This is a genomic window from Actinomadura sp. KC06 (genome assembly GCF_004348735.1).
Classification (GTDB): Bacteria; Actinomycetota; Actinomycetes; order Streptosporangiales; family Streptosporangiaceae; genus Spirillospora.
The window spans coordinates 39,104-54,542 of sequence record NZ_SMKT01000021.1; the positions used below are offsets into that span (position 1 = coordinate 39,104).

The 15,439-nt window shown below is 70.3% G+C and carries 18 protein-coding genes; all 18 read left to right on the forward strand.

What is annotated here, in order from left to right:
* Window positions 1-60 precede the first annotated feature (60 nt).
* The 18 genes from E1287_RS09975 (at window position 61) to E1287_RS10060 (ending at window position 15,312) form a co-directional block, all read left to right on the forward strand.
* The gene (locus tag E1287_RS09975; protein ID WP_131964579.1) at window positions 61-714 is read left to right on the forward strand and encodes a response regulator transcription factor; all 654 of its coding nucleotides are present in this window, start codon (window positions 61-63) and stop codon (window positions 712-714) included.
* A 268-nt stretch (window positions 715-982) separates the two neighbouring features.
* Window positions 983-1,201 carry a 50S ribosomal protein L31 gene (gene rpmE, locus E1287_RS09980; protein WP_131964580.1) on the forward strand — a complete coding sequence of 73 codons (219 nt, stop codon included), beginning with the start codon at window positions 983-985 and terminating at the stop codon, window positions 1,199-1,201.
* A gap of 155 nt (window positions 1,202-1,356) precedes the next feature.
* Window positions 1,357-2,421, forward strand: coding sequence for a peptide chain release factor 1 (prfA, locus tag E1287_RS09985; protein WP_131964581.1), 1,065 nt, complete (start codon window positions 1,357-1,359; stop codon window positions 2,419-2,421).
* 109 nt (window positions 2,422-2,530) lie between these two features.
* Window positions 2,531-3,391, forward strand: a complete 861-nt coding sequence (gene prmC / locus E1287_RS09990) for a peptide chain release factor N(5)-glutamine methyltransferase (protein WP_131964582.1) — start codon at window positions 2,531-2,533, stop codon at window positions 3,389-3,391.
* A gap of 73 nt (window positions 3,392-3,464) precedes the next feature.
* The gene (locus tag E1287_RS09995) at window positions 3,465-4,310 is read left to right on the forward strand and encodes an L-threonylcarbamoyladenylate synthase (RefSeq protein WP_131964583.1); all 846 of its coding nucleotides are present in this window, start codon (window positions 3,465-3,467) and stop codon (window positions 4,308-4,310) included.
* 86 nt (window positions 4,311-4,396) lie between these two features.
* The gene (locus E1287_RS10000; RefSeq protein WP_131964584.1) at window positions 4,397-5,479 is read left to right on the forward strand and encodes a DUF2207 domain-containing protein; all 1,083 of its coding nucleotides are present in this window, start codon (window positions 4,397-4,399) and stop codon (window positions 5,477-5,479) included.
* A 112-nt stretch (window positions 5,480-5,591) separates the two neighbouring features.
* Entirely contained in the window at window positions 5,592-6,758 is a 1,167-nt protein-coding gene (locus tag E1287_RS10005) for an MraY family glycosyltransferase (protein ID WP_131964585.1), read from the forward strand.
* A 189-nt stretch (window positions 6,759-6,947) separates the two neighbouring features.
* Window positions 6,948-7,382, forward strand: a complete 435-nt coding sequence (locus tag E1287_RS10010; protein ID WP_131964586.1) for a hypothetical protein — start codon at window positions 6,948-6,950, stop codon at window positions 7,380-7,382.
* Window positions 7,383-7,466: 84 nt separating this feature from the next.
* Window positions 7,467-7,691 carry an AtpZ/AtpI family protein gene (locus E1287_RS10015; RefSeq protein ID WP_131964587.1) on the forward strand — a complete coding sequence of 75 codons (225 nt, stop codon included), beginning with the start codon at window positions 7,467-7,469 and terminating at the stop codon, window positions 7,689-7,691.
* A 61-nt stretch (window positions 7,692-7,752) separates the two neighbouring features.
* Complete coding sequence (gene atpB / locus E1287_RS10020; RefSeq protein WP_131964588.1) at window positions 7,753-8,547, forward strand: F0F1 ATP synthase subunit A; 795 nt, start codon at window positions 7,753-7,755, stop codon at window positions 8,545-8,547.
* 97 nt (window positions 8,548-8,644) lie between these two features.
* Complete coding sequence (gene atpE / locus E1287_RS10025) at window positions 8,645-8,881, forward strand: ATP synthase F0 subunit C (RefSeq protein ID WP_131964589.1); 237 nt, start codon at window positions 8,645-8,647, stop codon at window positions 8,879-8,881.
* A gap of 32 nt (window positions 8,882-8,913) precedes the next feature.
* Complete coding sequence (locus E1287_RS10030) at window positions 8,914-9,471, forward strand: F0F1 ATP synthase subunit B (protein WP_131964590.1); 558 nt, start codon at window positions 8,914-8,916, stop codon at window positions 9,469-9,471.
* Window positions 9,468-10,337 carry a F0F1 ATP synthase subunit delta gene (locus tag E1287_RS10035; RefSeq protein WP_131964591.1) on the forward strand — a complete coding sequence of 290 codons (870 nt, stop codon included), beginning with the start codon at window positions 9,468-9,470 and terminating at the stop codon, window positions 10,335-10,337. Before E1287_RS10030 ends, E1287_RS10035 begins: the two co-directional genes overlap by 4 nt.
* A 38-nt stretch (window positions 10,338-10,375) precedes the next feature.
* Complete coding sequence (gene atpA / locus E1287_RS10040; protein ID WP_131964592.1) at window positions 10,376-12,010, forward strand: F0F1 ATP synthase subunit alpha; 1,635 nt, start codon at window positions 10,376-10,378, stop codon at window positions 12,008-12,010.
* 5 nt (window positions 12,011-12,015) lie between these two features.
* Window positions 12,016-12,912 carry a F0F1 ATP synthase subunit gamma gene (locus E1287_RS10045; protein ID WP_131964593.1) on the forward strand — a complete coding sequence of 299 codons (897 nt, stop codon included), beginning with the start codon at window positions 12,016-12,018 and terminating at the stop codon, window positions 12,910-12,912.
* A gap of 2 nt (window positions 12,913-12,914) precedes the next feature.
* Window positions 12,915-14,345 (forward strand): F0F1 ATP synthase subunit beta, encoded by a 1,431-nt coding sequence (atpD, locus tag E1287_RS10050; RefSeq protein WP_131964594.1) that lies wholly within the window; start codon window positions 12,915-12,917, stop codon window positions 14,343-14,345.
* A gap of 76 nt (window positions 14,346-14,421) precedes the next feature.
* Window positions 14,422-14,808 (forward strand): F0F1 ATP synthase subunit epsilon, encoded by a 387-nt coding sequence (locus tag E1287_RS10055; protein WP_131964595.1) that lies wholly within the window; start codon window positions 14,422-14,424, stop codon window positions 14,806-14,808.
* Between the two features lie 39 nt (window positions 14,809-14,847).
* Window positions 14,848-15,312 (forward strand): DUF2550 domain-containing protein, encoded by a 465-nt coding sequence (locus E1287_RS10060; RefSeq protein WP_131964596.1) that lies wholly within the window; start codon window positions 14,848-14,850, stop codon window positions 15,310-15,312.
* Window positions 15,313-15,439: the final 127 nt, after the last annotated feature.

Sequence of the window (15,439 nt, forward strand, 5' to 3'; positions counted from 1 at the left end):
CGGGGCCTGTCCCGACGCCGCGGATCCCCGTCCCGTCGCCGCAGGGCTGATAATGGGCGGATGCGGGTTGTGATCGCCGAGGATTCGGTGCTGTTGCGCGAAGGGCTCGTCCGGCTGCTCGACGACGCCGGGATCGAGACGGTGGCGACGGTCGGGGACGGCCCAGGCCTGCTCGGCATCGTCGAGGAGCACAAGCCGGACCTCGCGATCGTGGACGTGCGGATGCCGCCGTCGTTCACCGACGAGGGGCTCCGCGCCGCGCTGGCCGTCCGGGAGCGGCTGCCGGGCACGCCGATCCTCGTCCTGTCGCAGTACGTGGAGGAGCGGTACGCGACCGACCTGATCGGCGGCGGCGCCGAAGGCGTCGGCTATCTGCTGAAAGAGCGGGTGTCGGACATCGCCGAGTTCATCGACGCGGTCCGCCGCATCGCCGCCGGCGGGACCGTCATCGACCCGGAGGTGATCGGCCAGCTGCTCGGCCGCCGCCGTACCGGCGACCCGCTGGAGGCGCTGACCCCGCGGGAGCGCGAGGTGCTGGCGCTGATGGCGCAGGGACGGTCCAACGGCGCCATCGCGGAGGACCTCGTCGTCACCGAGGGCGCCGTGGAGAAGCACATCTCGAACATCTTCATGAAGCTGAACCTGCAGCCCGCGCAGGGCGGGCACCGCCGGGTCATGGCCGTCCTGGCCTATCTGGGCCGCGCCGACGCCTGAGCGCCGCGACGGCCCGGCCGGGAACGTCCAAGATCGGGAATGCCCGGTGACGTCGGCACGTTCTCCTATCTGGCACACTTGGGCGAGTGGTTTTCATCCGGCGGGTCTCGGCGGCCGACACTTCCGGCTCCCACCGAGGATGAGAATTACTCGACGAGCCAACCGCTGCGGTACCGGTTCACGTTCCCACGTCCTCTCGTGGCCCCGTCATGCGGACTCGGCCATGCGAGCCCGGAGCGCCCGGCGACCGCCAGAAGCGAGGAGAACCATGAAGCCCGACATTCACCCGAACTACGTCGTCACCACCGTGACGTGCACGTGCGGCAATACGTTCGAGACCCGCAGCACCGCCGAGAACGGCGTGATGCACGCGGACGTCTGCTCGAACTGCCACCCGTTCTACACGGGCAAGCAGAAGATCCTCGACACCGGTGGCCGGGTGGCGCGCTTCGAGCAGCGCTTCGGCAAGAAGAAGGCCGACAAGTAGAGGACGAGCGCCGCACCTACAGCGACCACTGACGGCCCGGGGACTCGCCATGGGTCCCCGGGCCTTCTGAATCGGCGTCCGGGCGACGCCGCGAGCTGCCGCGAACCGTCGCGGCCCATCGCGGCCCCGGCGCCGGAACGGGCCAGGAACACATCGTGAATCTCGACGAACTGATCAGCGAATACGCGGGCATCGAGGAACGGCTCGCCGATCCGTCCGTCCATGCCGACCAGGGCCTGGCGCGCAAGCTCGGCAAGCGCTACGCCGAGCTCCGGCCGATCGTCGAGACGCACCGGGAACTGGCGTTGACCGAGGACGACCTCGCCGCCGCCCGCGAGCTTGCGGGGGAGGACGAGGCGTTCGCCGCCGAGGCCGCCGATCTGGAGGGACGCCGTGAGGAGCTGGAGGAGCGGCTGCGGCGGCTCCTCGTCCCGCGCGACCCGAACGACGCCAAAGACGTCATCCTGCAGGTGAAGGCCGGTGAGGGCGGCGAGGAGTCCGCGCTGTTCGCCGGCGACCTGCTCCGCATGTACCTCCGGTACGCCGAGCGCGTCGGCTGGAAGACCGAGGTGATCGACTCGCACCCGTCCGACCTCGGCGGGTACAAGGACGTCACCGTCGCCGTGAAGGCCAGGGGCGCGCAGGACGAGGGCGTCTGGATGCGCCTGAAGTACGAGGGCGGCGTCCACCGGGTGCAGCGCGTCCCCGCGACCGAGTCGCAGGGACGCATCCACACCAGCGCCGTCGGCGTGCTGGTGACCCCCGAGGCCGAGGACGTCGAGGTCCAGATCGACGCGAACGACCTGCGCATCGACGTGTACCGGTCGTCCGGGCCAGGCGGGCAGAGTGTCAACACCACCGACTCCGCGGTCCGCATCACGCACCTGCCGACCGGCGTCGTCGTCTCCTGCCAGAACGAGAAGAGCCAGCTGCAGAACAAGGAGCAGGCGCTGCGGATCCTGCGGTCGCGGCTGCTGGCGATGGCGCAGGAGGAGGCCGACAAGGCCGCCGCGGCGGAGCGCAAGAGCCAGGTCCGGACGGTCGACCGGTCCGAGCGGGTGCGCACCTACAACTATCCGGAGAACCGGATCTCCGACCACCGGGTCGGGTACAAGGCCTACAACCTCGACCAGGTGCTGGACGGCGACCTCCACAACGTCACGCAGGCGCTCGTCGACGCGGACATGGACCGCCGGCTGGCCGAAGCCCAAGGATCATGAGCGCAGCGAACCGGGGGGTGTGGGGGGTCGTCCCCCCTCGAAGTGCAGAGGTCATGAGCGCAGCGAACCGGGGGGTGTGGGGGGTCGTCCCCCCTCGAAGGGCAGGATCATGAATCTGCTGCTCGACGAGATCGCCAGGGCCACCGCGCGGCTCGCCGACGCGGGTGCGGCCTCGCCTCGCGCCGACGCCGAGGAGCTCGCGGCGGCCGTGCACCGGGTGAAGCGCTCGGAGCTGCACGCCGTCCCCGACAGCGCGTTCGACGCCCGGTTCTGGGAGTTCGTCGCGCGGCGCGAGGCGGGGGAGCCGCTGCAGCACATCACCGGACGTGCTTTCTTTCGCTACCTGGAGCTCAAGGTCGGGCCGGGGGTGTTCGTGCCGCGTCCGGAGACCGAGGTGATGGTCGGGTGGGCGCTGGAGACGCTGCGCGACATGGACGTCCGCGACCCCCTCGTGGTCGATCTCGGCACGGGGTCGGCGGCGATCGCGCTGTCGATCGCGCTGGAGGCGCCGCGCTCCCGCGTCCACGCCGTGGAGAAGGACCCGACGGCGTTCGTGCACGCCACCCGCAACATCGAGGAGCTGGACGAGCGCGGCCGCGTCCGGCTGCACCTGGACGACTTCGCCACCGCCCTGCCCGAGCTGGACGGCACCGTCGACCTGGTCGTGTCGAACCCCCCGTACATCCCGATGAGCGAGTGGGAGTACGTGCCCCGCGACGTCCGCGACCATGATCCGGCCGACGCGCTGTGGGGCGGCGGGGACGACGGCCTCGACGCGATCCGCGTGGTCGAGCGCACCGCGCGGCGGCTGCTGCGTCCCGGCGGCTACGCGGCGGTCGAGCACAGCGACCTGCAGGGCAACGGCGTCTACTGGGTGTTCGCGGAGGAGAACGGCTGGCGCGACGTCCGCAACAGGCGCGACCTCACCAACCGGGACCGCTTCGTCACGGCCCGGATCGCCTCCGACTAGTTGGTGCGAAGCGCCGCTATCCTGGGCGGTGCCATGCCGGACGAGCGCTGCGCAGATGGGAAGACGGGCGACCGTGAGCCGACGTTATGACTGCTCCGATCCGATGGAGCGCACCCGCGGGATCGCCGAGGCCGTGTCGGCCGTGCGGCGCGGCGAGCTGATCGTCCTGCCGACCGACACCGTGTACGGGGTCGGCGCGGACGCGTTCCTGGCGGACGCGGTGCGCAAGCTCCTGGACGCCAAGGGACGCGGGCGCGAGATGCCGCCGCCCGTCCTGGTCGGGTCGGTGCGGGCCGCGACGGCGCTGGTGGAGAACCTCGGCACCTACGGGCAGGACCTCGTCGACGAGTTCTGGCCGGGCGCGCTGACGCTGGTGTGCCGCGCCAACCCGAACCTCATGTGGGATCTCGGCGAGACCAAGGGGACGGTCGCGCTGCGGATGCCGATGCACGAGCTGGCGGTGGAGCTGCTGAAGGAGACCGGCCCGATGGCCGTGAGCAGCGCCAACCTCAGCGGCCGGCCCGCGGCCCGGGACATCGAGGAAGCCGAGAAGATGCTCGGCGACGCCGTCTCGGTCTACCTGGACGGCGGCGTGTCCGGGCACGCCGACCCGTCGACGATCGTTGACCTGACCGGGTCCGTGCCGCGGCTGCTGCGCGCCGGCGCCATCCCCGAGGACAAGATCCGCTCGGTGGTCGGCGTGCTGCTGACCGAGGAGGACGAGGCGGACGAACCCTACGAGTCCGCCGAATCCGACGGGCCCGCAGACGCCGCGTCCGGGCCCGAGATCGGTAAGCCTTCCCTCACCAAGGGAGACGGCGCGCACACGCGGGACGCGTCCGCTGAGCCGTCCTCCGAGGCCGCTGAGCCGGCGGAGGCTGCGGCGAAGCCGTCGCTCACCAAGGACGACGAGAAGTAGCGCGGCCGGGCCACTCGTAAGCGCCTCCTAACCTGGCGAGAGTATCGGCGTCGTTACACCCGCATGATGTCGGCAACGGTGGAACCATGCCTGACGTGCGTGGCCGTGTCCGGGGGCCTGCGATCACCGCGGGCGTGCTGCTGACCCTCGTCCTCGCGCTGCCCGCACCCGCCGGAGCCGCCCCTGCCGGAGCCGCCCCCGCCGCCGGCGCTCCCCGGGACGGCGAGCGCATCCCCACCTACGACGTCGTCCTCACCATCGGCGGGGACGGCGTCCTGCACGTCCGGGAGACGATCACCTACGACTTCGACCGGGCCGGCGAGCACGGGATCGTGCGGAGCGTCCGGTTCCGGCACGGCGACCGGGTGTACGACGTGCGGGACGTCCGGACCAGCTCGTCCACCGGCGCCCCGTCCCGGGTCAGGACGACGCGCTTCCTGAACGACGTGCGGATCAGCGTCGGCGACCGGAACCGCGTGGTCAGCGGGCGCCAGGCGTATGTGATCGAGTACGCGGTGGCGTGGGCGTTCACGCCCCGCCCCCGCCACGACGAGGTGGTCTGGGACGCCATCGGGACGGCCTGGAGCGTGCCGATCGGGAACGCGGCCGTCCGGGTGGAGGCGCCGGTGCCGCTGCGGCACGCCACCTGCCGGGCGGGTGCCCCGGGTGCGACGACCCGGTGCCTGCGCGACCGGGACGGCCCCTACGCCGTGGACTTCATCCAGCGCGGGCTCGCCCCGCACGAGGGCATGACGATCAAGGTCAAGCTGCCGAAGCGGGCGATCGCCGTCCAGCCGCCGCGGTACGTCCCGCCGCGATGGACGGGCGGCTGGACGGGCACCGCGCTGCTCGCCCTCTCCCTCATGGCCGTGGCCCTGCTCGCCCGCCGCCCCGCACTGCCGGGGCGCGCCGGAGCGGGCCTGGCCGCGGCCGGACTCCTGCTGGTCATCGCCGACGCGGGCGACGACATGGCGGCCCACGGCGCCTGGGCGTTCTCGGTGGGGGACCGGTCCCTCGCCGGGCTCGCGCTCATGATCGTCGGAGCGGGGGTCATGTGCGCCCGCCGGATCCGGGACGGCGCGATCGGGCACCGGACGGTCGCCGGGCGGACTACAGTTGGTCGGTCGCGATGTGAACAGATCGTCCCGGTGAGCCGTCTACCAAGGTGACGGCCGCGCGGACGGGGTACGGAGCGTGCGCGGGCGACCGCGCAAGGCATATCGCGCAGAGCATGCCGCGCGAGGCGCGCCGGGCGGGATCGGTGAAGGGAGGCGCAGGGGAGTGCGGGAATACCTGCTCAGCATCCTGGTCGCCGCCCTTGTCGCCTACCTGCTGACGCCGCTGGTGCGCACGTTCGCCGTCTGGTTCGGCGCGCAGGCCGTCCCCCGCGAGCGCGACGTCCACGTCATCCCGACGCCCCGGCTCGGCGGCCTCGCGATGTTCGGCGGGATGGTCGCGGCGCTGGTGGTGGCGACCGGGCTGCCGGAGATGCGCAAGGTCCTCGCGGACGGCGACATCAGCGTCACCAGGGCGCTGCTGCTGTCCGGCGGCCTGCTGGTGCTGATCGGCATCGCGGACGACCGCTGGGAGGTGGACGCCCTCACCAAGTTCGCCGGCCAGGTCGCCGCGGCCGGGATCTTCATCATGCAGGGCATCCAGATCTACGTGATCCCGCTGCCGACGGGCGAGTCGCTGACGCTGCCGCCCGCCTACGGGGTGCCGCTGACGGTCTTCGTCGTCGTCGCCACGATCAACGCGGTGAACTTCATCGACGGCCTGGACGGTCTCGCCGCGGGCGTCGTCGGGATCGCCGCGCTGGCGCTGTTCTCCTACGCCTACCTGCTGTCGCGGGAGGAGGGCCTCAGCACGCTGTCCGCCGCGACCCTCATCGCCGCGATCCTGTTCGGGATGTGCCTGGGCTTCCTGCCGCACAACTTCAGCCCGGCGAAGATCTTCATGGGCGACACCGGCTCGATGCTGATCGGGCTGCTGCTCAGCGCGTCCACGATCATGCTGACCGGCCAGTTCGACCCGGCCCTCCTCGCCAACGGGCTGTTCCCGTTCTTCGTCCCGGTGCTGCTGATCCCCGCGGTGGCGGCGGTCCCGTTCATCGACATGCTGCTCGCGGTGTGGCGGCGCACCAACCAGGGCCGGTCGCCGTTCGCGCCCGACAAGCAGCACCTGCACCACCGGCTGCTGGAGCTCGGCCACTCCACCCGCCGCGCCGTCCTGATCATGTACTTCTGGGTCGGGCTGCTGGCGTCCGGCCTGGTCGGCCTGGCCCTGTTCGACGCCGCCTGGATAACACTCGGTGTCACGGTGCTCGTCGCGGTGGCGGGCGTCCTGGTCATGCTCGCCAAGCCGCGCCGCCGCCCCGCCCACGGCGGCGACGCCCTCGAACCGCCGCCGCCCGGCCGCTCCTCGCGCCACCGCGCCGGGGTGTCGTGACGCAACCCTCCTGCGTGTGGTGACGCCGGGATGAGCATTGGGTGAACTCCGTTAGAGTCCGTGGTGCCAGCGTGGGGTCACGCTCTCCCGGGATCGCATTACCTCTAGGGTAATTGTGGACATTCCGGACGCTTGTGATACCTTTCACGAACAACGGACGACCACTCAACGTGACCAGCCGGAGCCCTCATGCATACCTCCGACGCCCGGATGCTCCGCGGCGCCGCGATCCCGGCCGCCGCCGCCGGGGTGGGCGCCGTCCTCATCGGCCTGCTGACCGCCGGCGCCAAGGGCGCGTTCGCGGCGGCTCTGGCCACCGTCGTGGTGATCGCCTTCTTCTCGCTCAGCGCCTTCGCGGTCTCGTGGGCCGCCAAGCACTCCGCGCAGACGATGATGCTGGCCGCGCTCGCGAGCTACATGGTGAAGATCCTCGCGGTGATGGTGCTGGTCACCGCGATGGACGAGGTCACCATCTGGAACACCAAGGTCTTCGGCTGGACGGTCATCGGGCTCGCGCTGCTCTGGATCGCCGCCGAGTTCCGCGTCGCGATGCAGAAGAGGCCCTACATTGACGAGCCCCAGAACGTCGACGAGCCCAAGAACGTCCTGGACCGGAGTCCGTGATGACGCCCTCGCGGACGGCGGCGGCCCTAACGGACTACTCCAATATGACCACCGCATGGATGGCCTGCTATCGTCCGGAGCGCGATGAGCGAGCAGAAACGTCGGCCGGAGGACGGCCAACGGGAATTCGCCGACGCCGCCTGGTCCGTGCCCAGCTACCTCCTCTCCGGGATGATCATCTGGGGCGGTCTGGGGTGGCTGCTGGCCGAATGGACGGGCCAGAACTGGCTGACCGCGGTGGGCGTGGTCATCGGTGTCGGGCTCGCCGTCTACCTGGTCTACGTGAAGTACGGTCGCCACTCCCTCTGAGCGGCCCCGCCGCCGAGAGAGCCTTCGTGAAACATCAACACAGTGATGAAGGGAACGCCGCGTGAACGCGCTGACGGTCCTCGCCTCCGAGGGGGCTGAGTTCCAGGCCCCTGGGACGGAGCTGTTCGACTTCCCGCCCCTCTTCGCCGGCGGCCCTGAGTGGCTCACCAAGCCGGTCGTCTTCGCGGTATTCGGCTCGCTGGTCGTGTGCGTCTTCTTCTGGAGCGCGTTCGCCAAGCCCAAGCTGGTGCCGAAGGGCGTCCAGAACATCGGCGAGATCGGCTACATGTTCGTGCGGGACGAGATCGCCCGCCCGTTCCTCGGCCGCAACACCGAGCAGTGGATGCCGCTGCTCATGTCGCTGTTCTTCCTCGTCTGGATCTGGAACATCTTCTCGGTCGTCCCGGTAATCCAGTTCCCGATCGCCTCGCACATCGCGTTCCCGATGGTCCTGGCGCTGTTCGTCTACTTCATCAAGGTGTATCTGGGCATCAAGCACCAGGGTCCGGTCAAGTACTTCACGAACATGATCCCCAAGGGCCTGCCGCTGCCCGTCTACTTCCTGCTGGTGCCGATCGAGTACCTCTCGACCTTCATCATCGCGCCGTTCACCCACGCGGTCCGGCTCTTCGCCAACATGTTCGCCGGCCACATGATCCTGGCGTTCTTCAGCCTCGTCGGCTTCTGGTTCCTGTTCGAGAAGCCCACGGCAGCGGGCTTCGGCATCGGTCTGGTCGGCGTGGTGGTCACCATTCTCATGACCGCGTTCGAGCTGCTGATCCAGTTCCTGCAGGCGTTCCTGTTCACGATGCTGGCCGCCATGTACATCCAGAGCGGTCTGCACGCGGACCACTGAGCCCCGGGCGGCGCCGTACGGCGCCGCGCCCGAACCGACAACCTCGATAAGCCAGACCGGCGGAGACTCCGCCGGCCGACAGAAAAGGAAAGAACCCATGACGGGAGCCGTCCTCGCCGCCGTCGAAGGCAACGTCACCGCTATCGGCTACGGCCTCGCGGCCATCGGCCCGGGCATCGGCGTCGGCATCATCTTCGGCCAGGGCGTGAACGCCATCGCCCGCCAGCCGGAGCTGACCGGTGTCATCCGCACCAACATGATGCTGGGCTTCGTCCTCACCGAGGCCCTCGCCCTGATCGGCCTGGTCGCGCCCTTCATCTTCCAGAGCATCTGACCAGGGGTCTCATCTGAGGAAGGGCTGCAGACATGATCAAAGCAGCGTCCGTCCTTGCGGCGGAGGAGAACAACCCCCTCATCCCGCACACGTTCGAGCTGGTCGTCGGCATCTTCTCGTTCGTCGTCGTCCTGGTCGTCGTCGGCAAGATGCTCGTCCCGCGGCTGCAGAAGACGCTGGAGGAGCGCACCGAGGCGATCGAGGGCGGCCTGGAGCGGGCCGAGCAGGCGCAGAAAGAGGCCAGGCAGGTCCTCGAGGAGTACAAGGCCCAGCAGAAGGCGGCCGCGGTCGAGGCGTCCAACGAGCGCCGCAAGGCCGAGGAGCAGGGCGCGGTGATCATCGCCCAGGCCAAGGAGCAGGCCCAGGTCGAGGCGCGCCGGATCGTCGAGAACGCCAAGGCGCAGATCGAGGCGGAGCGGCAGCAGGCGCTGCAGTCGCTGCGGGCCGAGATCGGCGCCATGTCGGTCGAGCTGGCCGGACGTGTCGTGGGCGAGTCCCTTGAGGACAGCGCGCGGCAGAGCCGGGTCGTCGACCGGTTCCTCGAGGAGCTCGAGGAGCGCGCTCGCACGCAGGAGCAGATCACATCATGACCATCACGGGAGCGGTGAGCAGGGCGTCGCTGGCCGAGGCCAAGGAGCGGTTCGAGGCGGTCATCCCCCCTACGGCGGTTGCCGGGGGGTCTGGGGGGTCGTCCCCCCAGAATGACTACGCCGACCTGGCCGTGCTCGGCGGCGACCTGTTCGCGGTGCTGCACCTGATCGACCGCGAGCACGGCCTGCGGCGGGCGGTCTCCGACCCGGCGCGGGACGGCGCCGACAAGGCGCAGCTCGCCCGGATCCTGCTGGAGGGCAAGGTGTCGCCGGCCGCTCTCGGGCTGGTCGCCGACGTCGTCCGGCTGCGCTGGTCCAAGCCGTCGGAGCTGGCGGACGCGGTGGAGACCCTCGCGGTCACCGCCGAGGCCGCCCGCGCCGAGGCCGAGGGCAAGATCGACGACCTGGAGGACGAGCTGTTCCGGTTCTCCCGGGTCGTCGAGGGCGAGCCGGAGCTGCGCGCCGCCCTCGCCGGGCGGGGGCTGCCGGACGAGCGCAAGCTCGGCGTGGTCGACGCACTGCTGGAGGGCAAGGTCACCGCGTCGACCCTGACGCTGGTCACCGAGCTGGTGCTGCGCCCGCGAGGACGTAGCCTGGAGGGAGGGCTCGCCGAGTACGGCAAGCTCGTCGCCCAGCGCAGGCAGCGGCTGGTCGCGCTCGTGCGCACGCCCGCCGAGCTGCCGGAGGCGCAGCGGACGCGGCTCGCCGCGGTGCTCGCCGCCGCGTACGGCCATGACGTACACCTGAACATCGAGATCGACCCCACGGTGATCGGCGGACTGTCGGTCGAGATCGGGGACGAGATCATCGACGGCACGATCGCCGGACGGCTGGACGACGTCCGCCGGCGGCTCGGTACCGGCTGAGGCCGGCAGAGCGGACTCTGAGGAGCAAGAGAGGAATCATGGCGGAGCTGACGATCCGTCCGGATGAGATCCGGAACGCGCTGGAGCGCTTCGTCCAGTCGTACGAGCCCGATGCCGCCGCGCGCGAAGAGGTCGGCACCGTCGTCGATTCCGGCGACGGCATCGCCCACATCGAGGGCCTGCCGTCCGCGATGGCGAACGAACTCATCGAGTTCGAGGACGGCACCCGAGGCCTGGCTCTGAACCTGGACGTACGCGAGATCGGCGCCGTTGTCCTGGGTGACTTCAGCAAGATCGAGGAGGGCCAGAAGGCCCGCCGCACCGGCGAGGTCCTCTCGGTCCCCGTCGGCGACGGCTTCCTCGGCCGCGTCGTGGACGCGCTGGGCAACCCCCTGGACGGCAAGGGCCCGGTGGAGAGCACCGAGCGCCGCGCGCTCGAACTGCAGGCCCCCACGGTCGTGCAGCGCCAGTCGGTCAGCGAGCCGCTGCAGACCGGCATCAAGGCGATCGACGCGATGACCCCGATCGGCCGGGGCCAGCGGCAGCTGATCATCGGTGACCGGCAGACGGGCAAGACGACCGTCTGCGTGGACACGATCATCAACCAGAAGGAGAACTGGGAGTCCGGCGACGAGAAGAAGCAGGTCCGCTGCATCTACGTCGCGATCGGGCAGAAGGGCTCCACGATCGCGAACGTGCGCCGCTCCCTGGAGGAGGCCGGCGCGCTGGAGTACACCACGATCGTGGCGGCGCCCGCGTCCGAGCCGGCGGGCTACAAGTACATCGCCCCCTACACCGGGTCCGCGATCGGGCAGCACTGGATGTACCAGGGCAAGCACGTCCTGATCATCTTCGACGACCTGTCGAAGCAGGCGGAGGCGTACCGCGCCGTGTCGCTGCTGCTGCGCCGCCCCCCGGGCCGCGAGGCCTACCCCGGTGACGTGTTCTACCTGCACTCGCGGCTGCTGGAGCGCTGCGCGAAGCTCTCGGACGACATGGGCGCCGGCTCGATGACCGGCCTGCCGATCATCGAGACCAAGGGCAACGACGTGTCGGCGTACATCCCGACGAACGTCATCTCCATCACCGACGGGCAGTGCTTCCTGGAGTCGGACCTGTTCAACCAGGGCGTCCGGCCGGCGATCAACGTCGGCATCTCGGTGTCCCGGGTCGGCGGCGACGCGCAGGTGAAGGCGATGAAGCAGGTCGCCGGCACGCTGCGGCTGGCGCTGTCGCAGTTCCGCGACCTGGAGGCGTTCGCGGCGTTCGCGTCCGACCTGGACGCCGCGTCCCGCGCCCAGCTGGACCGCGGCGCCCGCCTGGTCGAGCTGCTGAAGCAGCCGCAGGGCAGCCCGTTCCCGGTCGAGCAGGAGATCGTGTCCGTGTGGGCGGGCACCTCCGGCGAGCTGGACGACGTGCCCGTCGCCGACGTCCGCCGTTTCGAGCGCGAGTTCCTCGACTACATGGAGCGCGAGGAGAGCGGCTTCATGACGTCGCTCCGCGAGACCGGGAAGCTGTCGGACGACGGCCTCACCAGCCTCAAGAACGCCGTCACGGAGTTCAAGAAGGGCTTCCAGACCAGCGAGGGCGAGCTGCTGGCCGAGGAGCCCGTCGAGGCGATCGCGGACGAGGACGTCGAGCAGGAGACGATCACCCGCGTCAAGAAGGACTGACGGCGATGGCCGCACAGCTTCGCCAGCTCCGGCAGCGGATCAAGACGGTCAAGTCGACCGCCAAGATCACGCGCGCCCAGGAGATGATCGCCACCTCGCGGATCGTCAAGGCCCAGCAGGCGGTGGCGGCGTCCAAGCCGTACGCCGACCAGATCACGCAGGCCCTGACCGCGCTGGTGAGCCATCATGTGGGGATCGACCATCCGCTGCTGAAGGAGCAGCCGGCCGACACCCGCAGCGCCGTCCTGATCGTCACCAGCGACCGCGGGTTCTGCGGCGCGTACAACGCGAACGTGATCCGCGAGGCCGAGTCGCTGATCAGGGCGCTGCGGGACGAGGGCCGCGAGCCCGTCCCGTACGTCGTCGGCAACAAGGGCATCACCTGGTACCGGTTCCGGGACCGGGACGTCGCGGAGAGCTGGCACGGGTTCAGCGACCGTCCGGCGTTCGTGAACGCGGAGGAGATCGGCCGGCGGCTGACCGACGATTTCCTCAAGACGGACGCGGAGGGCGGCGTCGGCGAGATCCACGTGGTCTACACCGAGTTCGTCTCGATGCTGACGCAGGCCGTCCGGGTCACCCGGCTGATGCCGCTGGAGATCGAGGAGGCGTCGTCGGACAAGGTCCCGCCGGCCTACGAGTTCGAGCCGTCCGCGTCGGCGGCGCTCGACCTGCTCCTGCCCAACTACATCGAGAGCCGCATCTTCCACATGCTGCTGCAGTCGGCCGCGTCGTTCCATGCGTCCGTCCGGCGGGCCATGAAGTCGGCGACCGACAATGCCAACGAACTGATCGGGGTCTACACGCGCCAGATGAACCAGGCGCGGCAGGCCGCGATCACCCAGGAAATCAGCGAGATCGTCGGTGGCGCTGACGCGCTCGCCGAGTCTGGCGGGGAGTGATAATGACTGCTCAGGTAGAGACGGCGACCGCCACTGGGCGCGTCGCGCGTGTCATCGGCCCGGTCGTCGACGTGGAGTTTCCCGCCGACGCCATCCCGGACATCTACCAGGCCCTCCACGCGCAGGTCGCGCTGGGCGGCGAGGAGAAGACCCTGACGTTCGAGGTCGCGCAGCACCTCGGCGACAACATGGTCCGGGCGATCTCGATGCAGCCGACGGACGGCCTCGTCCGCGGCGCGCCGGTGACCGACACCGGCAAGTCGATCTCGGTCCCGGTCGGCGAGATCACCAAGGGGCACGTGTGGAACTGCCTCGGTGACGCGCTGGACGTCCCGACCGCGTCCCTGGAGATCAACGAGCGCTGGGGCATCCACCGCCGCGCGCCGGCCTTCGACCAGCTGGAGTCGAAGACCGAGATGCTGGAGACCGGCATCAAGGTCATCGACCTGCTGTGCCCGTACGTCAAGGGCGGCAAGATCGGCCTGTTCGGCGGCGCGGGCGTCGGCAAGACGGTGCTCATCCAGGAGATGATCCGCCGTGTCGCCCGCAACTTCGGCGGCACCTCGGTGTTCGCCGGGGTCGGCGAGCGCACCCGCGAGGGCAACGACCTCTGGGTGGAGATGGCGGAGGCGGACGTCCTCAAGGACACCGCGATGGTGTTCGGCCAGATGGACGAGCCGCCGGGCACCCGGCTGCGGGTCGCGCTGTCCGCGCTGACGATGGCGGAGTACTTCCGCGACGTGCAGAACCAGGACGTGCTGCTGTTCATCGACAACATCTTCCGGTTCACGCAGGCCGGCTCGGAGGTGTCCACGCTGCTCGGGCGCATGCCGTCCGCGGTGGGCTACCAGCCGACGCTGGCCGACGAGATGGGCGTGCTGCAGGAGCGGATCACCTCGACGCGCGGTAACTCGATCACCTCGATGCAGGCGATCTACGTGCCCGCCGACGACATCACCGACCCGGCGCCGCACACCACGTTCGCGCACCTGGACGCCACCACGACCCTGTCGCGCGGCATCTCGGAGAAGGGCATCTTCCCGGCGGTCGACCCGCTCGACTCCACCTCGCGGATCATGGACCCGCAGGTGCTGGGGAACGAGCACTACTCGGTCGCGCAGGAGGTGAAGCGGATCCTGCAGAAGTACAAGGAACTGCAGGACATCATCGCGATCCTCGGCATCGACGAGCTGTCCGAGGAGGACAAGGTCACCGTCCAGCGGGCGCGGCGCATCGAGCGTTTCCTGTCGCACCCGATGTACGTGGCCGAGCAGTTCACCGGCCAGCCCGGCGAGACCGTGCCGAAGGACGAGACGATCGCCTCGTTCAAGGCGCTGGCGGAGGGCAAGTACGACCACCTGCCCGAGCAGGCGTTCTTCATGTGCGGCGGCATCGAGGACGTCGAGCGCAAGGCCAGGGAGCTGGAGAAGTAGCCCGCACCGGCGGGGCCGCCGCGCGTGACGCGGCGGCCGCGCCGGCGGCGGCTCCCGGTGGACTCGGAGGGAAAACGTGGCAAACCTGAAGGTCGGGCTGGTCTCGCCGGAGCGCGAGATCTGGTCCGGCGAGGCCAAGATGGTGGTCGCCCAGACCATCGAGGGCTCGCTCGGCATCCTGCCGGGCCACGCCCCGGTGCTCGGCATCCTCCTCGACGGCAGCGTGGTGAAGATCGAGCCGGCCGACGGCGGTGAGCCGATCACCGCGATGGTCGGCAGCGGCTTCTTCTCCGTCGCGGCGGACGAGGTGTCGGTGCTGGCCGAGCAGGCCGAGCTGGGCGACGAGATCGACGTCCCGGACGCCAGGCGGGCGCTGGAGGACGCGCTCGCGGCCGAGGGCGAGGACGCGACGCCGGAGCGGCGGGCCCGGGCGCGGCTGCGCGCCGCGGGCATCGAGGCGTAGCGCGCGAGGCGCGGCGGCTCAGGGCGGACGGCGGGGGATGTGGGCGAGCACCTGGCATGGGATGCGGGCGGGGTGCTCGCCGCGGTCGTCGTGGCTGCGGCGCTGCTGTTCGCGTCCATGGCGGTGCGGCGCCGGCTGTTCACCCGCGGCGGCGGCACCGTGGAGTGCAGCCTGCGGGAGCTGTCCCCGGAGGGCGGAGCCCCGGGAGTGTGGCGGCTCGGCATCGGCCGCTACAAGGGCGATGTCCTGCACTGGCACCGCGTGTTCGGTTTCCGTACCAGGCCCCGGCAGGTGATTCACCGCCGGGGCCTCGTCGTGTCCAACCGCCGCCGTCCCGGCCCGGAGGAGGCGGAGGGCCTGCTGCCGGACGTGAGCATCATCGAGGTCAGGGACGGCGACCTGACGGTGGAGCTGGCGATGGGCGCGGCGGCGCTGACGGGGTTCCTCGCCTGGCTGGAGGCGGCGCCGCCCGGCTTCCCCGTGGAGCTGCATCCCCCCGAATGACCCGGCCCTGGCCGAGCGCGGCCGAGGTGGAGGCGGAATTGGGTACGGGTTGGTAAGGCGCAGGTATGGAATTGGCGTGGCGGGCGCGTCACCGTTGTGGGCCGGTGCGGCGCGGGTGAGGATCGCT